Annotated in this window: 15 protein-coding genes; 9 read left to right on the forward strand and 6 right to left on the reverse strand. The window is 51.3% G+C overall.

The window, feature by feature from the left end; all coding sequences use genetic code 11:
* Window positions 1-5: 5 nt before the first annotated feature.
* The gene (rlmKL, locus tag NX720_RS01920; RefSeq protein WP_262599033.1) at window positions 6-2,174 is read right to left on the reverse strand and encodes a bifunctional 23S rRNA (guanine(2069)-N(7))-methyltransferase RlmK/23S rRNA (guanine(2445)-N(2))-methyltransferase RlmL; all 2,169 of its coding nucleotides are present in this window, start codon (window positions 2,172-2,174) and stop codon (window positions 6-8) included.
* Between the two features lie 413 nt (window positions 2,175-2,587).
* On the opposite strand from rlmKL, the gene rmf reads away from it, so the two are divergent.
* The gene (gene rmf / locus NX720_RS01925) at window positions 2,588-2,800 is read left to right on the forward strand and encodes a ribosome modulation factor (RefSeq protein WP_262601699.1); all 213 of its coding nucleotides are present in this window, start codon (window positions 2,588-2,590) and stop codon (window positions 2,798-2,800) included.
* A 111-nt stretch (window positions 2,801-2,911) separates the two neighbouring features.
* Here the strand turns inward: rmf and NX720_RS01930 are convergent, their stop codons facing one another.
* Entirely contained in the window at window positions 2,912-3,934 is a 1,023-nt protein-coding gene (locus NX720_RS01930) for a quinone-dependent dihydroorotate dehydrogenase (protein WP_262599034.1), read from the reverse strand.
* A gap of 249 nt (window positions 3,935-4,183) precedes the next feature.
* On the opposite strand from NX720_RS01930, the gene NX720_RS01935 reads away from it, so the two are divergent.
* Together NX720_RS01935 and NX720_RS01940 are read left to right on the forward strand one after the other, a co-directional pair.
* Complete coding sequence (locus NX720_RS01935) at window positions 4,184-7,993, forward strand: hypothetical protein (RefSeq protein WP_262599036.1); 3,810 nt, start codon at window positions 4,184-4,186, stop codon at window positions 7,991-7,993.
* A gap of 140 nt (window positions 7,994-8,133) precedes the next feature.
* Window positions 8,134-8,985: a hypothetical protein gene (locus tag NX720_RS01940; RefSeq protein ID WP_262599037.1), complete on the forward strand. Its 852-nt coding sequence runs from the start codon at window positions 8,134-8,136 to the stop codon at window positions 8,983-8,985.
* Window positions 8,986-9,249: 264 nt separating this feature from the next.
* Here NX720_RS01940 and ccmB read toward each other — a convergent pair whose 3' ends face one another.
* The 4 genes from ccmB to NX720_RS01960 all read right to left on the reverse strand — a co-directional run bounded on the left by ccmB (window position 9,250) and on the right by NX720_RS01960 (window position 16,476).
* Window positions 9,250-9,960, reverse strand: a complete 711-nt coding sequence (gene ccmB / locus NX720_RS01945; protein WP_449757778.1) for a heme exporter protein CcmB — start codon at window positions 9,958-9,960, stop codon at window positions 9,250-9,252.
* Window positions 9,957-10,646, reverse strand: a complete 690-nt coding sequence (gene ccmA, locus NX720_RS01950; RefSeq protein WP_262599039.1) for a cytochrome c biogenesis heme-transporting ATPase CcmA — start codon at window positions 10,644-10,646, stop codon at window positions 9,957-9,959. The genes ccmB and ccmA overlap by 4 nt, the downstream gene beginning before the upstream one ends.
* 239 nt (window positions 10,647-10,885) lie before the next feature.
* The gene (locus tag NX720_RS01955) at window positions 10,886-11,461 is read right to left on the reverse strand and encodes a hypothetical protein (protein ID WP_262599040.1); all 576 of its coding nucleotides are present in this window, start codon (window positions 11,459-11,461) and stop codon (window positions 10,886-10,888) included.
* A 173-nt stretch (window positions 11,462-11,634) separates the two neighbouring features.
* Window positions 11,635-16,476 carry an NAD-glutamate dehydrogenase gene (locus NX720_RS01960; RefSeq protein ID WP_262599041.1) on the reverse strand — a complete coding sequence of 1,614 codons (4,842 nt, stop codon included), beginning with the start codon at window positions 16,474-16,476 and terminating at the stop codon, window positions 11,635-11,637.
* Window positions 16,477-16,818: 342 nt separating this feature from the next.
* Between NX720_RS01960 and NX720_RS01965 the strand changes: the two genes are divergently transcribed.
* From NX720_RS01965 to NX720_RS01990, 6 genes are all read left to right on the forward strand, one after another.
* Window positions 16,819-17,781: an AAA family ATPase gene (locus NX720_RS01965; RefSeq protein WP_262599043.1), complete on the forward strand. Its 963-nt coding sequence runs from the start codon at window positions 16,819-16,821 to the stop codon at window positions 17,779-17,781.
* 61 nt (window positions 17,782-17,842) lie between these two features.
* A complete protein-coding gene (locus tag NX720_RS01970; protein ID WP_262599045.1) occupies window positions 17,843-18,790 on the forward strand; it encodes a DUF58 domain-containing protein in 948 nt (315 codons plus the stop codon).
* 6 nt (window positions 18,791-18,796) lie between these two features.
* Entirely contained in the window at window positions 18,797-19,288 is a 492-nt protein-coding gene (locus tag NX720_RS01975; RefSeq protein WP_262599046.1) for a DUF4381 domain-containing protein, read from the forward strand.
* Window positions 19,281-20,360, forward strand: a complete 1,080-nt coding sequence (locus NX720_RS01980) for a vWA domain-containing protein (RefSeq protein ID WP_262599047.1) — start codon at window positions 19,281-19,283, stop codon at window positions 20,358-20,360. Before NX720_RS01975 ends, NX720_RS01980 begins: the two co-directional genes overlap by 8 nt.
* A 2-nt stretch (window positions 20,361-20,362) precedes the next feature.
* Window positions 20,363-22,282 carry a VWA domain-containing protein gene (locus tag NX720_RS01985; protein ID WP_262599048.1) on the forward strand — a complete coding sequence of 640 codons (1,920 nt, stop codon included), beginning with the start codon at window positions 20,363-20,365 and terminating at the stop codon, window positions 22,280-22,282.
* A gap of 47 nt (window positions 22,283-22,329) precedes the next feature.
* The gene (locus tag NX720_RS01990; protein ID WP_262599049.1) at window positions 22,330-24,081 is read left to right on the forward strand and encodes a BatD family protein; all 1,752 of its coding nucleotides are present in this window, start codon (window positions 22,330-22,332) and stop codon (window positions 24,079-24,081) included.
* Window positions 24,082-24,093 lie beyond the last annotated feature (12 nt).

The following is a 24,093-nucleotide window of genomic DNA, read 5'->3' on the forward strand; positions in this document are numbered from 1 at the left end:
GGAAATCAGTGTCTGTGACAAATCATCCAGCTACGGTGAATATTGCTGCGCCGCTGGAAGTCCTTATCAACGGTCTGGCCGGAAATTTCTTTCACCTCAAACTCAGCCGCTACTTTCTCATCCAGCTTGAAACGACGGAAGTTGTTGGAGAAGTACAGGGTACCGCCTTCATTCAAACGACGCATGGCCAGCTTGATCAGATGACCATGATCGCGCTGCACATCAAACACGCCTTCGAACTTTTTGGAGTTTGAGAAAGTGGGCGGGTCGATAAAAATCAGGTCATAGTCGTTTTTATCCCGTTCAATCCACTTCAGGCAGTCTTCCCGCTCAAAGCGATGACGCACTTCACTCAGACCGTTCAGAGCCAGGTTTTTACGCCCCCAGTCCAGGTAGGTATTCGATAAATCAACACTGGTGGTGGTACTGGCTCCGCCAACGGCCGCATGAACCGTTGCGGTTGCGGTATAACAGAACAGGTTAAGGAACTTTTTACCTTTCGCCTCCTTCTGAATACGAAGGCGCATCTGACGATGATCCAGGAACAGGCCAGTATCCAGATAGTCGTGCAGGTTGACCAACAGACGACAGCCGACTTCTTCAACTTCCATCATCCGGCCAACCTCATCTACCCGGCTGTACTGGCTGGTACCGGACTGGCGTTTACGCTGTTTGAAGACCACATGCTCACGGGGAATTTCCAGAGTCTCAGGAATGACGCCCAACGCTTCCAGCAGACGTTCTTTCGCTTTTTCCTCATTAATGGAAGCCGGTGCAGCGTATTCCTGCACATGCACCCAGTCACCGTAAACATCCACAGCCACCGCGTACTCCGGCATATCCGCATCGTACAGGCGGTAACACTGGATTTTACTTTTACGTGCCCATTTGCCAATGGTTCGGAGGTTTTTCTTCAAACGATTGCCAAACATCGTGGCACCTTCTGAACGGTAAGTAACAGAAGGAATATTGGCTTTTGTTGGTTTAGCACTGGCAGAAAGCGGCTGCTCCTGCTTTTCCCGAATATCGTACAGGAACAATTTACACGGCAGCGCACCATTAAACAGGGAGTACGTCTTTTTCGGCCCCATACCCAGGCTGCGAACCAGCGCGGGCGTACCGGTAAAAATAGCGGCTTCCCAGCCCGGACAACTCTGCTTCAGCTTCTCACCCAGATGTTGATACAGGTACACCAGACTGGCTTCATCCCCCATACGCTCACCATAAGGGGGATTACAGATCACCAGACCGGTGGGCAGGTCAGCATCCAGTCGCAAATCCTTCAACTCCTGCTGACAAACACTGACCAGCCTGGAAAGCCCCATGCGTTCGAGGTTCGATTTTGCCCGGTGAGCCACCGACGACAGCCCTTCAAAACCAACAATTCTGGACTCAGCACTGGCTAGCCCAACCTTGCGACGTTCACGGGCTTCTTCCAGAATATTCATCCAGATTTTCGGCACATGCCCCATCCAGCGGTCAAAGCCAAAACGCGCCCGCATCAGGCCAGGCGCAATGTCCGCCATCATCATGGCACCTTCAATCAGCAAGGTGCCAGAGCCACACATAGGGTCAACCAGGGTGGCGCCCGTTTTCATTTTCTCCTGCCAGCCAGCGCGAACCAGCAATGCAGCAGCCAGGTTCTCCTTCAGCGGTGCCGAACCCGCTTCCAGCCGGTAACCACGCTGATGCAGACTCTGTCCGGAAAGATCGATGGACACAAACGCTTTTTCACCACGGGCATGCACATTGATACGCAGATCCGGATTACTGGCATTGACCGAAGGACGCCAGCCATGCTCATCACGCAGCTGATCAACAATGGCGTCTTTCACCACCTGGGCACCAAAGCGTGTGTGATTGATATCTGGTGTTGAGCCCGTGAAATCAATGCGAAAGCTGCTGTTGCTGTCCAGATGATCGTCCCACTCAAAAGACTTCACCCCATCGTAGAGCTGTTCTTTGGTGGCACTGTTGATCTCACCCAGTCGCAACAGAATCCGGCTCGCAAGCCGGGACCACATGCAGCCACGGTAAGCGACTTCCAGATCACCACTGAAGCTGACTCCGGCTACGGTTTCCTGGACGGTCTGGGCACCAAGCTGTTTCAGCTCCTGAGCCAGCAGGTATTCCAGCCCTTTCGGGCAACTGGCAAAAAATTCAATTGAACTCATTTCTGAACTCTGTTCTTTTGGAGAGTGATTTTTTTAGAGAGTGCCTTGGAAAGCACCGGTAAAGCGCTCTCATTCTCACCTCTCACTCTCATGGACGATTTGCTCAGGAAAGACTGCGCAGCTGCGGGTTTTCCTGAAGAATTAATGACTTATAACGCCACGACGATGGCACTATAAATTCTAAATAGTTATAAAAAACTTTATTTTTATCGTATTTTATTTCTCGACAGCTCAATTAATATTAGATAGAAATTGACCCGTAGACTTTCCCTGCAAGACATGCTCCCGGAGCCTTCAGCAGCTTCCAGGATGGCTTCAACTCAGGAAGCTACCGGAACGCTGTATACCGGGGAGCATCAAGGGATGCCATGGAGGCAGTCAACAAACGTACCAGCAAGAGGCAGTACCGCATGATGAAAAGACAGAAAAGGGATAAATCAGACAGAGCCTATACCAAGGGGTATCAAACAGGCGTGTCTGGCCGCTCCAAGGATATCTGCCCACACGTGGAACCACAACTTCGTCAGGCCTGGCTGAGTGGCTGGCGGGAAGGTCGTATCGACAATTGGGATGGCATGATCGGTGTATCAGGTGTACACCGAATATCCGACACCAGCCATCTTTGACTTATAACCCTTCAGAAATAGCCTTACAGGACAAGAAAGCCCCGGCTTAACCGGGGCTTTCTTGTGTTTTGCCGGTTGCAACTATCTACAGATAGCTATCAAGCAGAACAATCAGCGGTCGCAGGAGTATACTGCTTCCGCCGCTTCACGAATCAAGGCCGGGCCTTTGTAGATAAATCCAGAGTACAGCTGAACCAGGCTGGCACCCGCCTTAATCTTGTCAGCTGCGGTTCTGCCATCCATCACACCACCTACACCAATGATCGGCAGTCGACCAGACAGTTCGGAAGAGAGCAGCTGAATGACCTCGGTGGAACGATCGCCCAGTGGTGCGCCGCTCAAACCGCCCTGCTCCTGGGCATTAGGCAGCCCCAGCACAGCATCACGGGACAGGGTGGTATTGGTAGCAATCACGCCATCCAGCTCATACGCCACCAGCTCCTGAGCAATGCCAGCGATTTCTTCTTCCGTCATATCCGGGGCAATTTTGATAGCAATGGGTACTTTACGACCATAACGCTCAGTCAGGGCAACCTGTTCCTGTTTCAGCATATCCAGCAGGCTTTTCAGGGCGTCGCCATATTGCAGTTTACGCAGTCCCGGAGTGTTCGGGGAAGACAGGTTCACCGCCACATAACCTGCATGGGCGTAAACCTTGCGCAGACAAATTTGATAGTCACTGTTGGCATTTTCAACCGGGGTATCGACGTTTTTACCGATATTGATGCCGATCACGCCCTTGTAATTGCACTTGCGTACGTTCTCAACCAGGTGATCCACACCCTTATTGTTGAAGCCCATACGGTTGATCAGGGCATTGCGCTCAGGGATACGAAAAGCGCGGGGCTTCGGGTTACCCGGCTGAGGGCGAGGGGTAACAGTACCCAGCTCAACATGGCCAAACCCCAGGGCACCCATACCATCGATGCAGTCCGCATCTTTATCCATGCCCGCAGCCAGACCGACCGGGTTATCAAACGTCAGCCCCATCACCTGACGCGGGCGGGAAGGCACTTTCGGTGCAATCAGCCCGGCAAGGCCCAGACGTTGACCAGCCGCAATCATCTCAAGCGCCATATCGTGAGCATTTTCAGCAGAAAGACAGAACAGTAATTTGCGGCCAAGTTGATACATGCAGAAATCCGAAGAAGAAGTGTCAAGATAAACCGGCTGGATTATACGGCTTTCTGATACAAACACCAGATTTTGAACTTCTTTTATGCAATTTAGTCATAAACTCTGTCATTACTTCTTCCATCTGCTGTCATTGTCAGGATAACTGACATTAATGACAGCCAGTCTGACCAGCTAGCGAACTTCCTTAATAATGCCGGGTCTCAATTTACACAGAGATCATATACAGGCAATCCAGGGAGACCCGCCATGATGAACCTGACATCCACCCAAACCCGGAACACCCGCACTGCCAGCGGTCGATCCTATGATGATACAGGTATTTCTACAGCGTCATCATCGGAGCACAGTCAGGTCAGCACGGTAGGTCATACCTCTCTGAGGCCTGCCTCCGGGTCATTAAACTCCCTCCCCGCAACCCTCCAGAAAACTTTGTGTACACGCGCTATTTCACAATCCCAACAGGGGCTGGAAGAACAACTGAATGAATTACTGGCTGCCTATGACAGCAACGGTCTGGAACGTGAGGAAACTGCGATCCTGCACCCCTACGGCATTCTGGGCCAGATTAGCGAAGACCATCCCGAGTTTGCCTCAGCCCTGCTCAGACAGCGCCTGAAAGAAATCAAAGCGGATGCCGCCACCTGGTGGAGCCGTGCCAACCGGGAGCATGCGAACCAGCAACTCGCCTCAATGGAGCAGCTGCTGGCATCCGGTCAGTACGAAGAACTGTTAGCCCTGCTGGTGAAACTGGAAAAGGACAACAAGAAAATCTCTTTCTGCCAGGTAATGAACGCGAAGTTTCTTGACCCGGATAATCATAAAGCGACACCGCTGTTCAAGCCTTTTAAAAACGAAAGCTGGTTCTCGAACCTTTGCACTGCCATTCTGTGCGATCTACAAAAAACAGACGCCATTGCGGGCGCCTCTGCGGCGTTTCATGCCCTGCAACAGAGCTTTGAGAAGCTACAGCATCGCAGTGCTGACAAAGTACGCTCCCCCAAAGACCTGACAGATTATATGCTGCTGGCAGAGCCAGTCCCCGTCAGGGAATATCTGAAAAGCCAGTGCGGATATCGCTTACAGGAACTGCGCCTGAAGCTGAAAGACACCGGTCAGTCCCTGACTGACTCAGAACGCGCGGAAGTGAAAGAGCTCTCCAGCCAGTTGCAGCAGCTTGGCCGGGCCACCGACCGCAAAGCGCTTAAGGCTTTTCTGGCAGACCCTGCCAACGGGGAACTGAACAAGGCTTTGGAAAGCGTATTGGTCGATGTCTACCTGCAACAGCTAAGCCACAGAATTGTGACTACCGACTATAGCCACATAAATAAAGCCCAGCTCCATGAAATGGTTAAGAGCAGCCAGCGGTTTAAAGAGCTGATGGCGACTTACAAAGCGGCGCAGGTTCTCAGTGAAGAAGAGCAGGAAGCCCTGGCGGCTATGGATAAAGCGGTTGAAAACTTTGAACGTGCTGAACAGCTGCATCGCATACTGGACAGCGAAAAGCACAAACCCGTTGGAAATCGTCTGTTTGCCCTGAAAGTTCCCTCCATTCAACGCCTGATGGAAAAGCTGGCCACCAATGCCAGCGACACGGAAACACGGCTGTACACCACCATGGAAAGCCTGTTCAAAGCAGAAGCAGACTTCCACGCTAACCAGAACGATGCCAACCTGAAAACGCTGCAAAAAGTGCGCTTCGATGCCCGCCGCTTACAACAGGAGCAGGCAGAATTCGAAATTCGCGCCAAACTCAAGAATCAGGATGAACAGGTGGTTCTCACCAGCGGTCACTACGACCAGGATGTCGAGACACTCAAAACCATTCACTCGATCCGCCAAAAGCTCACGCCGGTACGCCCGGTAGGCAGCCATACCGAAGGCGCTTATCGGCTGGCAAGACGGGTTTTCTGGGATAAAGAACGTGCCTTTCCCCAGATTCTGGCTGACCTTGAGCAGGCAAGAACACTACAGAAGCTGGACTACTCTGCGGAAAAAGAATTCCTGCAGTTGCTGAAAGACATCGACGGCCTGGACGGGGCCACGATAAAACAGGCAGCCAGCAACATTGCAGCTCCGGGCAGCCAGCTGTGGCAGGACTGGCAGGCCGGTAAAGCCAGCTTCCTGCAAGTCCTGCGCCTGCCCGGCCAGAGTTACAGAGCGCTGGAACAGGAGGCCCGGAACATTATTACCTCGGCTCTGCGAGTAGCCGAGCGTAACCCTGAGCAATTCCGTCGACTGTTCGGCGATGTTTCCCTGATCATGAACCAGCTGCAATCACTGCTGGGGTCTGACAGCGTGGGTCTGTTAACCCAATTGCAGAACGCCGCAAAAGCCCATTCAATGGCATCCTGTTTTGCCGGTGATGAAGCGGTTCTGGAAGAAGTTGACCCAAACTCTGACCTGGCTAAAAACATCAAACGTTTCCAACTATTGTGCGATATGGCGGCCTACACCATGCACGCCACCACGGCTTTGAATTTTGTGCGAAATGTTATGAATGGCACCGCCGCTGGCATCTGCGCAGCAACCGCCGGCTTTGTGGGAGGGCTTCTCACCTTTGGTGCTGCTGCACCTGCCTGCGCAGCCATCGGTACAGCCGTTGGAACCGCTCTGACAGCTGGCAAGGCTGCGCTTGGTGCAGGAGGGACTTATGCCATTCGTGAGGGTCTGAACAGTCTGAATGGCGAACAGGTTCGCCTGCTGGATAAGATTGTTAATTTTGGCCCGACTTTCCTCACCGCCACCAGCCCTTACGATGCCATTGCCACAGGGCTCCGCCATTTCGGCAAGGGGGACAGTCTGCCAACGGCCATGGCCCGTACCGTTCTGGGACCCATTCTGACACCATTCAAAAATATGTATAAGGCGATCAAAGGCATCTATCACGGTGAGGAAGGTGCCTGGAAGAAACTGGGCATTGAACTGGCTCTCGCCTCTTCCGCCATTGCCCTGACCGCAGTTCTTGGCGCGACTCTCTATGCCACAGGTTTTGCTGTCATTCTGGGCAGTCCGGTATTGGGTGCCACGCTTTCTGCCCTGGCCTTCAGCTACGGTTTCTTCCAGCTGGTGAACAGAATCCGCACCGTTGGCAGTTCGGTCTACAGCAGTATTCATCACTATCAGCAGGCCATGTTTAACTCTGGCAACCCCATGATTAAGCAGGTCAGGAAAGAGTGTGAGAAGGAAGCCCGGACCCTGGTTGCCCGGATGATGGATCGCGACCTGTATTACCAGCGTATTCAGGAAGAAAAAATGAAAGAGCTTTACAACACCCGCTGGAAACAGTGGAGTGAAGCGCACAGTGCGGAAGCGCTGACCCATGTTCAGGCGGTTGCCAAACAGTTGCAAGAGACAGAAACCTCTCGTAAACAACTGGCAGCACAGATTACTGAATCCGTAAGACTCGTGAGTGTTCTGGAAGAAGGGATTCAAAACGCCGCTGAGATTGTCAGATCTGATAACAAACTACAGGCCCTGAAAGCAGAGCTGACAAAGGCTGGTATCGAAGCAAACCCTGTCAACCGTGCAGCGCTGGCACTGACTCTTCAAGCGCTGAAAGAAGAACAGCTGGGTATTATTGAAAGACAGTGCGGAACCTCCACTCCAGGCGAAACGGAAGAAGCCATTCTCGACACGTTGAATGAGCATTACCGCACCATTATTCTGGGCAGCAAGCTCCCGGACCTGCTTGGACTCAGCGCAAAAGACGAACAAAAAGCCGAAAACAAAGCCCAGAAGCGGGTTCTGAAAGCGGCAGAAGCAACCGCCACCACACATTACGAAGAAAGAGCCCAACTGATGCTGACTGCGGGCTTGACCAGAGCGGCAAAAGCCCAGCTGGAAGCCGGAACTGAGTTAACGGAAGAAGCCATGAAGAATCCGGCGGTGATTAACTCAGCAGTGGCTGAGCTGGAAAGCCAGAAGCAGTTACTGAAAGACACCATAGATGACCAGGCTAACCGCTATGAAGGTTGGTTCTCCGAAGCCAGCGAGCTGTCAGGGACAACGGCAAAGGATTTGCTGGAGCGCACGAGCTGGGCTTTTGCATCGCGATGATGATGGCAAAGCCATTGGCTCTTAAGGGCTCCGCATTGAATAGTAGGAAATTTTATCTACTCTTATCCCATCAAATTACCTGTTCAGACAATTAGAAAGCTAACTATCATTCTTATTCACAACAGTCTGCGAGGAATTCAATGAAAAGCATAAGAATTCTGGTATTAATGGTGCTTGGATTGCAGGTATCTGCCATATTTGCGTCTGAATCAGAGCTAAGGCCTGAAAACGCAGCTATTACAGATTCAAAAGCTGAGACAATCCAGAAAAATGCTATAGATACCACTGCAAATGCCCTTAAGTTCTTACAAAAGGTAGGGTTAGAAGGCGAAGATCTTCTAATAACTCCAGTACCAGCACAGACCAAAGCGGGATATATCATCATTGCAACAGACTATTACGGCGGAATAATGAGAGTCTTTACACCCCTTGGAGAATTAAAAGTTCCTGCACAAGCCCATATTAATCTCGAGTCTGTTAATAGCCTGTCTGGCATAGAACTCAAACTGCTCCGTCCCACCCATTACACTCAGCTCTGGGGTATGGATGAAATCCTGTATGTATTAACGAAGCTTGATGGAAAGGCTCTCGTAAGAGATTCAGAAGTCCCTGATCCCGGGTGTGATAATAAGCACATTCGTTTCGAAGGCCAGGATGACGCTCTCATCGGTAGAGTTAACGATAGGATTAATTCATTCTTTAAGGCCCCAAATGACATGTACTCGCATGATAAGGGAAAAAAATTGTTTGGTAAGGTTCTCTGGAAGAAGAATACTTGTGAACGCCCGAAAAATCCTTTCTTCAAAGCCAGTATTATCAAAATTGGCGCACCTTTAACTGAACAAGATACTTTAAGTAAATTTCTTTATGATGAGTTAACTTATAACCTGTGTTTAGTGGCCTCCTGTGCAATCATGAAGTTCATTACCACTAAATATAAGCAGCCTTGCAGCGGGCTTACTGCTGGGAATCAAGGTCTACAGTATGCATGAACGTTCATCAAACTATGAAAATTTCATCTTTGATGTAAATTTCCATGATCACCCAATTGCAAGACGTTGGTTTAATATTTCTGTAGGCCGCTCATACCAGCCTCTACAGGAATTGCTACCAGCGCAAAGTTAGCTTACGAACAGTGGTAATGAAAATCATGAATACAGCCAACTCCCTCTGGAACAAAGTAAAGTTACCCTTGCAGAGTTCGGGTAAGACCTAGGGAACACGGGTTGGCTCATCACCATAACAGTTCCTGCCGTTCAGCCATCAGCCACTACCCGTAACGCCCCGGCCATAGCCAGTGGAGCCAGGCACAACCCTAAAACCAGCAGCGCCGCCATCCAGAGCAGATGACCGGTGTAAGGCATTCCGACCACGGCATTCCGTATGGCTCCGGTGCCAAAAATCAGAACCGGGATATAGAGCGGCAGTGACAACAGGGTTAACAGTACGCCGCCTCTCTGAACCCTGACCGTCAGTGCTGCCCCAATGCCTCCGGCAAGGCTCATCAAAGGTGTGCCCAGCAGCAGGCTCAACATGAGTGCAGGAAAGGCCTGAGCAGGCAAATGCAGCATCAGCCCCAGCAGGGGAGCCATCAGAATAAGAGCCACACCTGCCGTTAGCCAGTGTGCTGTCACTTTAGCCAGTACCAGCAACGGCAGGGGATGAGGCGACAATAACAGTTGATCCAGTGAACCGTCTTCCTGATCCCCCTTAAACAGGGAGTCCAGAGACAATAGCACGGCCAGTAGCGCACCTATCCAGACCACACCACCAGCCAGCTGAGACAACAGTTCCTCCTGCGGGGATATGCCCATGGGAAACAGGCTGGCCACCATCAGATAAAACGCCACCGGATTCAGGGTTTGACCGGGTGTGCGGAAAGCCAGAACCAGGTCACGGCGGATAAGCCCCATAAATGCCTGTCGCCCCAGCAAAGGGGCCTGTCGGGTCTCTCTGGAAGAATTCACAGGAACACCTCCTCATCCTGATCATCTCCGACACCTTCAATAGCCTCTTCAATGGCATCAGCAAAGGAATAGTCATCCAGCCTGAGTGTGCGATGACTCCCCGACAATTCCGATAAACTCTGATGACTGGTAATAATGACCATGCCACCACTGGCAACATGTCTGGCCAGCTGTGTCTCCAGCCAGGCTACCCCATGAAAATCAATGGCGGTAAAAGGCTCGTCCAGAATCCAGAGCGATGACTGACTGGCAAAGAGGTCAGCCAGCGCAACCCGCCGATGCTGACCAGCGGAGAGCTGCCCGCAAGGGGTGTCTTCATAGCCATTCAGGCTGACCTGTTGCAGTGCTGCCAACACCTGTTGCTGTGAATACTGTTCGTTTCGCAGGCTGGCACGCCATACAATGTTTTCCACCGGTGTCAGCTCTGCCTTTACAGCCGGTTTATGACCAAAGTAAAACGTAGACAGACGAAAGTCAGCGTAGACACTGGACAGTTTTTTACCCTTCCAGAATATGTTTCCCTGATAATCACCGGACAGTCCGGCCAGAACCCTCAGCAGCGTTGTCTTGCCTGAACCGTTGGCTCCTTCAATCTGTAGCAGTTCCCCGGGGGACAGCTTAACCGAGAGATTACGGAAGAGGCTTCGGTCGTCTCTTGCACATCCCAGTTTCACAAGTTCAAGCAACTCGACATCCTTTTATTTTCAAACATTATTCAGGTGCAGTTTTTATCTTTTTGACTTCGTAGCGGGGAAAACTCCCAAAAACCCCGGGCGGTCGGGAGTATATTCGTTAATACACCGATACAAATCAACAGACTACGGGTAAAAAGTCGCACCATAGCAGGGAAGAGTGGCGATAGTAAGAGAGTGCACAGGAAAGGTGTTGGCCGTTTCCCCTTCTTCCGGAAAGGCCGGTCGTTCTGTCAGTAAGAAAATCTACGGATTGGCTGGCATGGACCTGAACAGGGCAATTCTTGTTGCCAGTCAGGATATTGCCAGCGTCCTTGTCTGCGTGGGTAGCCCCTGTCCTCGGGATCACGGTAATTATGCACAATCCTGGCTGTAAACCTGTCGCTATTGTTCATCTCAGGATCTCTTAGATCTATATAGTCTTGTTCCTGGCTGTCCTGATGATAACGCAGTATTTCAACTTGCCTCAAAGTCAGGTCGAGCTGCTCGTGAAACATTTCCCAGGCGACAGTTTTATATCTGTGTTCACTGCGAGGGATAATTAAAATGCTGAGCCTGGAATCCCTACGGAGAATATACATGTTTTCTATCCCTGCATTTACCAGTCCTTCGTAACCGAAATAGTTTAAATCGATTGATTTAAATAGCCTTTGTCCGCCAGGCTCCACCCTGATAAGAGATATAATGCCTGAATCCAAGTGTGTATTTTCTTCATCGAAAAATAAGTGATAATCGGAAGCTGAGGCTTTGATACAAGAAAAAAAAGACAGGCTGATAAAACAAAGGCAAATACCAATAAGTTTCTGCATAAGAAATTCCGTTAATGAAATAAGTTATTGTCTTAAATGCCTACCGTGAAGCATTCAGGCTTAATCGTCCATAACGAGGACTGCAGGGCAGTATTAAGTCCGACAGACATCCTTGATGCAGGGATCATAGTTTATTCAATCAAACTTGCCAGCTCACCCCGCTGAATATAAACCTAATGGGGTTGGGCGGAGTGAATCGTTGCCTGGGCCAGATCCATCAATTCACGGTTCGCCACGGTGAACATAGCCATTTCTGATACGGAGGCATTGCGAATCTCTGCCAGCATACTTTGCCAGCGGACCACAAGGGCATTATGATTCATCATCCAGGCATCCAGTTGCTGAGCCAGACCATCGTCTGTATCCGAAGACCCGCTCAATAACGCGACCGTCAATGCCCGTTGCTGCCAGGTCAGTTCATCGCGAATACTATCCCGGGCCAGCGACTGCCAGTGGTTGGTGACTTCCAGACTTCCCAGCTCCTGACTGTACCAGTTCAGGTCGAGTCGCTCGCCAATGGCAAAAAACATTCTGGCAACGTTTTCAATGGGTTTGCCGGTCTGGTCGGCAGCCTGAATAATGGGCAGGGAGCTCAGCAGATAACGTTGTCCACACACCAGCTTGGCAACATTCTCAGGAATCTGGTTGCCCGCCATCTGCTCAACTCTGGCATTGAGGTTTTCCCGTTCGGTGTCACTCAAATAGTCACCGAAGGATTCAATAAACTCCTGAATCAGTGGCCCGTACTGCTCAACGGTTTCTGCGGCCACCAGATCCTGACGCTTCAGGCGGATAAACCAGCGGCTGGCCCGGCGCACCAGTTTGATCATGGAGCCCATCAACTGCTGTTGCAGACTGCTGGACAGTTGATAATCCAGGGATTCAATCAGTTGCCAGTAGTCCTGAATACCAAAGACATCGCGGCTGACCAGAAATGCTCTGGCAATTTCCGGCGCATTGGCTCCGGTTGTCTGACGTACACGATGGACATAAGTGATACCCATCATGTCGATCATGTGGTTGGCAATCTGGGTAGCAATGATTTCCCGGCGCAGCCGATGGTGGTTAATTTGCTCAGAAAACTGTTCAACCAGCATTGGCGGGAAAGTGGTGTACAGCTCTTTGGACAGGTAATCTTCATTGATGACATCGGATGCTATCAGGCCTTCTTTCAGTTCAGCCTTGCTGTAGGAGATCAGCAGTGACAGCTCGGGTCGGGTCAGCCCCTGCCCGGCTCCACTGCGCTCTGCCAGCGCCTCGTTGTCTGGCAGGTATTCAATGCTTCGGTCCAGCTTGCCCTCACTTTCAAGGTAATCCATAAAACGCTTGTATTCATCCATCCGGTACCGGGCTTCAGACTCTGCCTGAGTAATGGACTGGGTCTGACGGTAGTTATTGAGTAACACCAGTCGTGCAACATCGTCCGTCATGGATTCAAGCAGCTGGTTGCGTTGTTTCATGGTCATATCACCATTGGAAACAATATCATTCAGCAAAATCTTGATATTTACTTCATGGTCGGAGCAGTCGACACCACCAGAGTTGTCAATAAAATCCGTATTCAGAGCCCCGCCCTGCAAGGCATACTCAACGCGTCCTAGCTGGCTTAACCCGAGGTTCCCGCCCTCGCCTATGACTTTCGCCCTCAATTCGCAACCGTTGATACGCAACGGATCATTGGCCTTGTCGCCTACCTGAGCATGGCTTTCATTGATGGCTTTAACATAAGTGCCAATACCACCATTCCAGATCAGGTCAACCGGCGCACGCAATAATGATCGGATCAGTTCATTCGGGGTAAGGCGGTTGGCTTTTATCCCAAACCGGTCCTTCATGGGCTGAGAGACCACTATGGACTTGGCATTCCGGGAAAACAGCCCTCCGCCCTCAGAAATCAGCTTACTGTCATAATCCTGCCAGCTCGACCTTGGCAGATTAAACAGCCTTTGTCTCTCTTGATAACTGCGGACCGGATCAGGATTCGGGTCAATAAAGATATGCATGTGATTAAACGCCGCCACCATCTGTAACGTTTCAGACGACAGTAGGCCATTACCAAAAACGTCACCTGCCATATCCCCGATCCCGATAACAGAGACATTATCCTGCTGAACATTGATACCCCGTTCACGGAAGTGACGCTGCACGGATACCCATGCCCCTTTTGCAGTAATGCCCATTTTCTTATGGTCGTAACCGGCACTGCCACCGGAAGCAAATGCGTCCTCCAGCCAGAAGTTATATTCCTGGGCAATGCTGTTGGCGATATCGGAAAAGGTGGCCGTTCCCTTATCCGCTGCAACCACCAGATAATAATCATTGTCATCGTAATACACGACAGATTCTGGATGAATCACTTCGTTATCTACCAGGTTGTCAGTGACATCCAGCAGCGCCCGGATAAAAATCTGATAGCAGGTAACACCCTCTTCCATCATCTCTTCACGGGTCGGATTCACGGGCATATGCTTGGGCGCAAAACCACCCTTGGCACCAACAGGTACAATCAGGGCATTCTTCACCTGCTGGGCTTTCACCAGTCCCAGTACTTCAGTGCGGTAGTCCTCTACCCGGTCAGACCAGCGTAACCCGCCGCGTGCCACCTTGCCGCCACGCAAATGCACACCTTCTACCCTGGGTGAATAAACAAAAATTTCATACAACGGCATAGGTTTGGGAATATCGGGAATATCACGGGGAGAAATTTTGAACGAGATATACGACTTAGGCTTACCTTCTTCATCCAGCTGGTAAAAATTGGTTCTCAGCGTCGCGGAAATAACAGTCTGGTAGCGACGAATAATTTTGTCTTCACTAAGAACCGTTACCTGATCCAGAGCTTCCAGAATAGACTGCTGTATCTGCTGCTGACGTGCCAGCCGCTGGGTTCGGGACAACGCCAGCTCAGGGTTAAAGCGTACCTCAAACAGTTCCAGCAGCTGCCGGGTAATCTCGATATTGTTGCACAGGGTTTCGGCAATATAAGTCTGGCTGAAACCCATGCGAATCTGTTTAATATAACGGGCATAACCCCGCAGCATGGCTACCTGACGCCAGTCCATACCCGCTGCGAGGACCAGCAGGTTAAACCGGTCGTTTTCTGCCTCGCCAAACCATATTTTTTCAAACGCTTCCTTGAAGATGCTATCTACTTTCTGAATATTAGTGCTGACATTACTGTGAAAACTCAGCATAAAATCATGTATCCAGATCACCTCTTCATTGCTTTTATGAATCAGGAACGGATATTCACCAATCACCCGCAGACCAAGGTTCTCAATAATCGGAATCTGGTCCGCCAGCGGCAGGGGCTCGACAAAATGATAGAGTTTGAAGTGAATCCGGTCAGGCGCATCATTTAATGACTGATAGAAACCCATGGAGAGCGGGTTGTCTTTATCAATACACTGAAAATGTTCAACATCGACGGCTGCCGCCTCTGGTGCAAACGCCTCCCGGTAAGCCGCAGAAAAACCATTACCATAGAGAGAGATCAACTGGTTGCCTTTCACCTCGCCATGGGACTCCAGGATAGTAGCCCTGACTTCATCCTCCCAGGAGCTGGCAGCCAGAATGAGCTCATCATTAATCGCATTCGGGCTAAACTCAACCCGGTTACGCAGCTTGAAATTGAAGTGAACCCGGGCAAGAACAGATTCAGAAAAATACGTCGTAAACTCCGAATCAACGGATTGCAAATGATGGCAGAGTATTGTCTCCATCCGCCTGCGCAACTCAGTGCTGTAAACCTCCCTGGGTACAAACACCAGAGCCGAACAGAAAGGGCCATAGGGGTCCTGCCGGATAAACAGCTTGATCTGTTTGCGCTCCTGAATGCGCAAAATCTCCATAACCGTTTGAAACAGTTCGTTGCTGGGCGTCTGAAACAGTTCGTCCCGTGGAAAAACTTCCAGAATCTGCTCAAGTTCCTTGCCATGATGGCTTTTACGCCCCAGTCCGGACTGCGCAAAAATATTGGTCACTTTACTGGAAATATAAGGAATACGGAACGGACTCTGGCGATAAACAGGCGAGGTATACAGGCCAACAATTCTGGCCTCTCCAACAACAGAGCCATCTTCGGCAAACTGCCGCACAGTTATGAAGTCAGGGTAGGCCGGACGGTGAACCGTTGAACGAACGCTGGCCTTGGAGAATGATAGCGCTTCTGTCTGTTCAAAGAAGTCATGCTCAATAAAAGGTTCCAGGTCGAGCTGTCCGATGCTCCCCTGATGATTGATTTTCAGCAAGCCCAGCAACGATTCGGAAGGGCGGATGATCTGTTTTTTACCTGACTGCTCAATCACCTTCAGCTCTTCATAACCAAGAAAGGTGAACTTGTTATCCAGCAGCCAGCCCAGAAAGTTCTGAACTTCCTTTGCCCGGTCACCTGTGAGGGTGGCTGCCAGCTGCCTGATGCGGTCACAGGTAGGAATGTAATCCTCAACGACCCTGGAAACATCTGCCATAATGGCGTAGATTTGCTCCCGAATAACTTCCAGCTCTTCATCCTTTTCCTGGCGATCAATTTCTACATAGATGATGGCTTCCTTACAGGCAGCGGCTTCAGCACCCTCTTCAACACGATCGTCAAACACCATCTGATGGTGTTCATCACGGCGCGACTGCAAAACCGTATTCCTGAGATTGTGAATCACCACACCACGCTCATTCAGCTTCATCCTTAAGGAGTCGACCAGAAACGGCATATCCCGGTGGATTATACGAATGACCGTATGAGTGGAGTGCCAGCCGTGGTGGGGGTAGTCAGGATTCAGAACTTCTATTTCGGGCTGTTCCGGATCGTGATACTGCAAAAACTTCCAGAAAGACAAGGTTGAGCCGAGCAGATCCCGACGCTTATGCCCCATCAGATCCTGCCGGGTATCCATGGAGTAGTACTGGTAAACAAAAGGTTTCAGGGTGTTGTATTGTTGTGCGGGAATCTGGGGAGCTAACTCATCCAGTATTTTATTCAGGGTTTCCTTACGCTCCTGGCTGTCTCGCTGACCCATGCTAGAATCTCCGGGGGCAAAAGCGGTATCTTGATAGTGAGCAGGGTCAGAGTATCCGCTTTGTGCAAGGGAGTTGTCAGCGTTATGCCATCATCGGCTGATAAACTAGACCATTGCGGTCACTGAACCTATATTACTGAACTATAGAAAAAGACAGCCTGCTTCGCCTGATGGATCAAGCCCCTCAGCCACTTGCTATCAGTTAAAAGCGTCCGCTGGTCTGTCTGAATCATTTATTGCAGAATAATCTTCTGCAAAATAAATCCCGTGCCGGGCAGGGACGTCCCTGATCACTCCGACGCTAAAAAGTTTTATGGCAAATAAACTGGGACAGAACAATTTATGTCTGCACAAAACGTTCTGAATGAACTGAAAGAGTATCTCTGTAGTTGCATTATTGGTCAGGAACATCTGGTCAACCGTCTGCTGATTACCCTTCTGGCCGATGGTCATCTTCTGGTTGAAGGTGCACCCGGACTGGCAAAGACCCGGGCCATAAAAGTCCTGGCAGAAGGACTTGAAGCCAGCTTCCATCGTATCCAGTTCACACCGGACCTGCTACCCGCCGACGTCACCGGCACCGATATCTACACCCCCGAAGACGGTAGTTTTCGTTTCCAGCCAGGCCCGATATTCCACAACCTGGTGCTGGCCGATGAAATCAACCGGGCACCCGCCAAAGTGCAGTCAGCCCTGTTGGAAGCCATGGGAGAAAGACAGGTCAGTATTGGCCGCAAAACCTATCCCCTACCCAGAGTCTTTATGGTAATGGCCACCCAGAACCCCATTGAGCAGGAAGGCACTTACCCATTGCCGGAAGCCCAGCTTGACCGCTTCCTGATGCATGTAAAAGTGGAATACCCGGATGTTTCAGCAGAACGGCAGATTCTCAGGCTGGCACGTGGTGAAGCCATGCAACAGCAACCTGACAAACCTTCCCAGCAGCTGACCAAGGGGAATGTTCTGGAAGCCCGACAGAACGTGCTGGCCATGCACATGGAACCCGTGGTTGAAGAGTATATCGTGCAACTGGTCAACGCCTCCCGGCACCCTTCATTATACGGAGAGCGTCTTGCAGGCTGGCTGGACTACGGGGCCAGCCCTCGTGGAACCATTGCCCTGGATCGCTGCGCCCGCGCCCATGCCTGGCTGGCAGGCAGAGACTTTGTCAGCCCGGACGATGTTCAGGCTGTGGTACATGACGTATTCCGCCACCGGCTGCTCTTAACCTTTGAAGCGGAAGCTGAGGGTAAGGATGCTGACCAGATTATTGATCAATTGTTAAATTTGGTGCCGGTCGCATGAATCGGGCAAAAAATTATCGGGCAAAAAATAGTACAGCGAAGGGTAGGAGTATTAACGCATAATGAGTGGAGCCTACTCAGACCTGAAAGAGCTGGTTGGATTGCGCTTCAAGGCCAGAGACCTGGCACTGTTCAAGCATAACCGCTCACGCAGCCTGCTGGCTGGCACAGGCATTTCGCCCTTTAAAGGCCGTGGCGTCGACTTTGAAGAAGTTCGTGCCTATCAGCACGGTGATGATATCCGTTCCATCGACTGGCGGGTAACCGCCAGACGCAGCAAGCCTCATACCAAAGTGTTTCGGGAAGAACGCGAGCGGCCGGTACTGATACTGCTGGACCAAAGCCACAGTCTGTTCTTTGGCAGCCGCCTCAACTTCAAGTCAGTCACCGCAGCCGAGGCATGCAGCCTGCTGGCATGGGCAACACTGAACCATGGTGACCGGATTGGCGGTGTTGTCTTCAACGAAGAATCGCTCAGCGAAATTCGCCCAAAACGTTCCAAACAGACACTGATGCATCTGTTGAAACAAGCCAGTGAACATAATCAGTCTCTGCGGGCAAAATCCATACCTGCATCACTTTCCTCTGCCAGTGGTGGTTATCTGGCAAAAGCCCTGCGCCACGCGCGCAGAGTTTCGCACCCGGGTAGCCATATATTTGTGATCAGTGATTTTGCCCAGCACAACGAAGAAGCCCTGCGCCATTTCTCCCGCTTGTCCAGACATTGTGAAATGATGGCTGTTCACATATCGGACCCGATGGAGGCCGAACTGCCCCGACCCGGCCGTTACGACATCACCAATGGCGTCCATCGTCAGACCATCGAAACCCGGGCGGGCAAGGTCAGACAAAACTACCGGCAGCAGTATGAGCAGCACACCAGTAACCTGAAAGAGCAGTTCTCCAGCCTGAAAATACCCTTTATACAGCTACAAACAGACCTTGATACCTCGGCGCAACTACTAGAGCATTTCGGCTCGGCCAGAAGCCGGCAGGGAGCGAGAGGTTAACAGATTATGGAGATGCAAAACCCACTGGATCAACTTCGCCCTAACCACCTGCCCGACCCGGTCAGCTGGTGGCCACCGGCCCCGGGCTGGTGGCTGAGCGGTTTGCTGATTGTGCTGGTGATCACCGCTGTCGTTTACTTTACCGTGAAGGCTATTCGCAAAAGCCGCTACCGTCGACAGGCAGCAAGAGCCAGCCAGAAGCTACTGACAGAGTTTCAACAACACGGCGACGAACGTCGGTTTATTAACGCCTGCAACCGTCTGTTGAAACAAACGGCATTACTGGCTTATCCCCATGAGCCGGTGGCCCGGTTACACGGCAAAGAATGGCAACAGTTTCTTGCCGACAAAAGTGGTAACAAAGGCTTTCTTCAGGGCGCTGGCGCTGTCCTGGGCGACAGCCGCTACCGGAAAGAACAATTTTTGGAAAAAAATGCTTTGGAAGTGAATGCCCTGCATTCCATGACCTTAAGCTGGATCAAAAAACACCATGCTTGAACTGCAATGGCCGTGGGCCTTTCTCGCAATCCCACTGCCTTATCTGACATATCGCTTTATGACACCCGCAAGCCAGTCCGGAGGGACGGCTCTGCAAGTGCCTTTCTATCGCCATCTGACCAGCATTGCCGGAGATGATCAGGCTCAGTCTGTACCAAAACGTCAGTGGTCATCTATACTGCCGATTCTCATCTGGCTGCTACTTTTGCTGGCTGCTGCACGTCCTGTCTGGCTGGGTGACCCCGTCCAGCTTCAGGGCAGTGGCCGGGATGTCATGCTGGCCGTTGATCTGTCCGGCAGTATGGAAATCAATGATATGGAGCTCAATGGTGAGGCGGTTGACCGACTGGTGGTGACAAAACATGTGCTGACCGATTTTATCCAACGGCGACAGGGCGACCGGCTAGGTCTGATTCTTTTTGGAACGCAGGCTTATCTACAGGCACCGCTGACGTTCGACCTGAAAACCGTTGGCACACTGATGGACGAGTCCTCTATTGGAATGGCAGGCAATAAAACCGCTATCGGCGATGCACTGGGTCTGGCTGTCAAGCACCTGCGCAATCGCCCCCGGGAGAGCCGGGTGCTGATCCTGCTAACCGATGGTGCCAACACAGCTGGAGAAATCACTCCTTTGCAGGCCGCCAGACTGGCGGCAGAGGAAGGCATTAAAATCTATTCCATCGGTATGGGAGCTGACGAAATGATCCAGCCCGGTATCTTTGGTAGTTCTTTCGGGGCGCGCCGGATTAACCCTTCGGCTGATCTTGATGAAAAAACGCTGACCGAAATGGCAAAACTCACTGGCGGTCGCTACTTCCGGGCAAAAAACACCGAAGAACTGGAACAGATTTACAACATACTCGATGAACTGGAACCCGTACGGCAGGAAGAAGAAAGCTTCCGTCCCAGCATCGCCCTGTATTACTGGCCTTTACTGCTGGCTTTGATGTTGAGTTTTATAACCGCCCTATTGCACCAGCAGCCGCGCCCCTCTGAATGGTTCTCTAAACACCATTTTTCTAAAAAGCACCACCTTTCTAAAAAGCACCAAACGCAGGAAGGAGCCTGAGCATGACAGAGTTTTTCTCTCAGTTTCATTTCCTGCGCCCAATGTGGCTGCTTATGCTGTTACCCAGCCTGTTACTGCTGGCGCTGGTCTGGCAACAGCATAAGACATCGGGTAGCTGGAGCAAGGTGATCGCCCCCGAGTTGCTGTCCCACCTGATCCATGGCGAAACCCGGCAACAGCAACGCTGGCCCGTAGCCTTACTGGCAACCGGCTGGATTCTGGCCTGCATCGCCCTAGCCGGTCCAACCTGGCAGAAGGTGACGGCACCTGTCAGCAAAAGCCAGCACCCCCTGGTAGTCGTGGCAGACCTGTCTTACCACCAGTACGCTGCAGACCTGTCACCGGACAGGATGACACGACTACGTTATAAACTGCTTGACCTGTTTCGTCTGCGACAGGATGGACTTACGGCGATCGTCGCCTTTGCCGGCGGTGCTCACACCGTCTCCCCTTTAACAGACGACACTCACACCTTATCAAATCTGGTTCCGGCACTCAGTCCGGATATTATGCCGGAGCAGGGGCAAAATCCGCTCAGCGGCATAAAACAGGCCATCAAACTACTATCCCAGGGTGCCGGTGAGCAGGGTGACATCCTGTTGATTACCGACAGTATTCCCGGTTATCAAATCTCAGATATCGAAACGTTGATAAATCAGTCAGGCCATAAACTGTCAATCCTTGGTATTGGTTCTGAACAGGGGGCACCCATTGCAGTTCCCGGAGGAGGCTACCTGAAAGACAGTCAGGGGGCCATTCTGGTACCAAGGCTGGACAAAGCAGAGCTACAACAACTTACCGGTGCAGTCTCTGGTCAGTATCGGAATTTATCTCTCGACAACAGTGACCTTGATGCCTTGCTGCCCAAACCCGATGCCTCGGATTCAGTGGTTAAGGTTGACCGCCAGTTCGACCAGTGGCATGACGCAGGCTACTGGCTGGTACTCATTCTCTTGCCCCTGGCTCTGGTCGGCTTCCGCAAAGGCTGGCTAATGGTGCTGTTTGTGCTGTTCACCACCCTGCCTGAACAGCAGGCCATGGCTGTTGAATGGTCAGCACTCTGGAAAAACACAGACCAGCGTGGTGCCGAAGCACTTGACAACAAAAACCCGGAGTCAGCCGTACAGCTGTTTAAAGACCCGGACTGGAAAGCGGAAGCCCTCTACCGTGACCAGAAGTTTGACGACGCTGCCAGCCTTTTTGCTGAATCTGAAACCGCACAGGGTTTTTACAATCAGGGAAATGCCCTGGCGCAAGCGGGCAAGCTGGATGATGCCATTGCCGCCTATAACAGAGCCATAGAGCTGCAACCCGACATGGATGACGCCAAATTCAACAAAGCACTGCTGGAAAAGCTGAAGCAACAGCAAGAGCAGCAAAAACAGCAAGAGCAGCAGAACCAGAACAACAAAGATCAACAACAGAAGCAGGAGCAGCAGGAACAAAACCAGCAGGATCAGCAAAACTCTGAAAATCAGCAACAACAGTCGCAGGATAGCTCCCAACAAGATCAGGAAAATCGTGATTCTCAGAACCAGCAAGCTGACGATCAGCAATCTGAACAGCAACAATCTGAACAGCAGCAATCTGAGCAACAAGAAAGTCAGCAGCAGGAGCAGAAGCAGGAGCAACAAAAACAGGACGCTCAGCAACAGAATGCTCAAACCGAAGAACAGAACCAGGAACAACAGGAACAGCACCCCGCCAGCCAACAACAGGCAGAGAAGGAGCAGGATGAGCAGCAACAGCAGGCCATGATGGAACAACCTGCTGAAGAGCTTGATGCCCAGACCCCCGACCAACAGGCGGTGGAAAACTGGCTGAATACCATCCCTGATGATCCGGGTGGGTTATTAAGAAGAAAATTTATGCATCAGCAACAACTCAGGCAGGAAAACAGACAACAGGAGCGGTCATGGTGACGTCGGCACTCTATAAATTACCAACCAGATTAACGGCAAAATGGCTGATGGCTACAAAATCGCTGATGGCTACAAAATCGCTGATGGCTCTGTTTCTGTTTATATTTGCTGGCTCAGCCCTGGCTGCCACATTCACAGCAACGGTTGACCGTACCGTTATTGCCCCCTATGAAACCGTGGAACTGACACTGCGAACGGATAAAAGCACCGATCTGGACCCTGACCTGTCTGCTCTGGATCAGGATTTTGAAGTCGTTAACACACGACAGAGCCGTCAGATTCGTATTATCAACGGACAGACAGAATCCTGGCTGGACTGGGTCGTTACACTGGCACCTAAACGTGAAGGCCGCCTGGTTATTCCAGCACTGAGGCTGGGCAGCCTGTCGTCGGAGCCAATCCGGATTCGGGTTCAGAAAGACTCATCCGTCGCCGGCAACAACGTCAGTCCGGTGTTTATGCGCACGGAAGTGGATAATGAGTTTGTTTATGTCCAGCAGCAAGTGGTTCTGACACTGAGAGTGTTCTATCGGGTCAATCTTTATGACGATAGCCGTTTATCCCCACTGAACATTGACGGCGCAATTGTTCAGCAACTCGGTGATACCCGCAAGTATGAAACCGTTATTGATGGTAAGCGCTATGGCGTGTTTGAGTTAAAGTTTGCTATCCACCCGCAGAAAACCGGCCAGATAGAAATACCGGAACTGGTTTTTAACGGAACCATAGCTGAACGTAATGACCCGTTTGGAAGCATATTCTCCCTGTCCAGCGGCAAACCTGTTGTCGCCCGGTCTGCCGAAATCATGCTGAACGTGCAACCCCAGCCTGACAGCTACAATGGTCGGGCATGGCTACCGGCTTCTGACCTTTCCGTTAGTGAGTCCTGGAGTCAGGATCTGAACGATGAAGTCCATGTGGGAGATGCCATTACCCGAACCATTACCGTTGAAGCCGATGGACTGACCAGTGCGCAACTGCCCACTATTCCCAAACCAAGATTGCAGCATGCCAATATTTATCCCGATCAGTCTAAAACCGAAGACATACCGACGGACAACGGCATCATTGGCAAGCGTATGGATGCAGTGGCTATTATCCCTACCCAGGCCGGTGAGATGACTCTGCCAGCCCTGCGCTACAGCTGGTTTGATGTCACGAGTAACGAGGAAAAAGTAGCAGAGCTACCCGCCAGAACCATCAGGGTGATTCCGGCGGCTGGTGCAGCACCCGTGCCGGCACTGCCAGCAGCCTCCCCGATTGCCAATGGCAATGGTAAAAATGAAGCAAAGGGTACTGAGTGCCCACCTCCTGAGGCGTGTGAAACTACCGCTGCAAACATTGGTAATGCTTACTTCTGGCCTTCCATGACCGGACTGTTTGCACTGTTGTGGTTGATCAGCACCTCTCTCTGGCTGCTTGCCAGACGGCAGCGGATTCCTGTTGTCACTGACACTGTGCAGGAAAGTGAGCAACTTCAGCCTGAGGCTGATGCATTTACTTTACTCAGGGAAGGCTGTGAGCAGAGTAACGTTAATGAAGTGAAGTTGGCATTAATCACCTGGTGTCAGAGTCTGTTCAATGAACAGCACCTGTCTACTGTTGAACGCTGCCTGGCAAAACTTGGCTCCAGCGAACTTCGAGCCCTGTTCCAACAGATGGACGTTGCCGTCTACTCACCCGACAAAAGCAGTGTGCCTTTCTCTGAGATATTGCGTGAATGTCAAAAACTGAGAAAACAGCACCTGAAGCAGACGAGAAAAAATGACTCGCTACCGGGTCTGTACCCTACCGATTGATCCATCTTTCCT

Source organism: Endozoicomonas euniceicola (assembly GCF_025562755.1).
In the GTDB taxonomy this organism is placed as follows: Bacteria; Pseudomonadota; Gammaproteobacteria; order Pseudomonadales; family Endozoicomonadaceae; genus Endozoicomonas_A; species Endozoicomonas_A euniceicola.

Excerpts from the sequence above, each read along its gene's own strand:
- rlmKL (WP_262599033.1), bottom strand. The coding sequence starts at position 2,174 with ATGAGTTCAATTGAATTTTTTGCCAGTTGCCCGAAAGGGCTGGAATAC.
- rmf (WP_262601699.1), top strand. The coding sequence starts at position 2,588 with ATGAAAAGACAGAAAAGGGATAAATCAGACAGAGCCTATACCAAGGGG.
- NX720_RS01930 (WP_262599034.1), bottom strand. The coding sequence starts at position 3,934 with ATGTATCAACTTGGCCGCAAATTACTGTTCTGTCTTTCTGCTGAAAAT.
- NX720_RS01935 (WP_262599036.1), top strand. The coding sequence starts at position 4,184 with ATGATGAACCTGACATCCACCCAAACCCGGAACACCCGCACTGCCAGC.
- NX720_RS01940 (WP_262599037.1), top strand. The coding sequence starts at position 8,134 with ATGAAAAGCATAAGAATTCTGGTATTAATGGTGCTTGGATTGCAGGTA.
- NX720_RS01955 (WP_262599040.1), bottom strand. The coding sequence starts at position 11,461 with ATGCAGAAACTTATTGGTATTTGCCTTTGTTTTATCAGCCTGTCTTTT.
- NX720_RS01960 (WP_262599041.1), bottom strand. The coding sequence starts at position 16,476 with ATGGGTCAGCGAGACAGCCAGGAGCGTAAGGAAACCCTGAATAAAATA.
- NX720_RS01965 (WP_262599043.1), top strand. The coding sequence starts at position 16,819 with ATGTCTGCACAAAACGTTCTGAATGAACTGAAAGAGTATCTCTGTAGT.
- NX720_RS01970 (WP_262599045.1), top strand. The coding sequence starts at position 17,843 with ATGAGTGGAGCCTACTCAGACCTGAAAGAGCTGGTTGGATTGCGCTTC.
- NX720_RS01975 (WP_262599046.1), top strand. The coding sequence starts at position 18,797 with ATGGAGATGCAAAACCCACTGGATCAACTTCGCCCTAACCACCTGCCC.
- NX720_RS01980 (WP_262599047.1), top strand. The coding sequence starts at position 19,281 with ATGCTTGAACTGCAATGGCCGTGGGCCTTTCTCGCAATCCCACTGCCT.
- NX720_RS01985 (WP_262599048.1), top strand. The coding sequence starts at position 20,363 with ATGACAGAGTTTTTCTCTCAGTTTCATTTCCTGCGCCCAATGTGGCTG.
- NX720_RS01990 (WP_262599049.1), top strand. The coding sequence starts at position 22,330 with ATGGCTACAAAATCGCTGATGGCTACAAAATCGCTGATGGCTCTGTTT.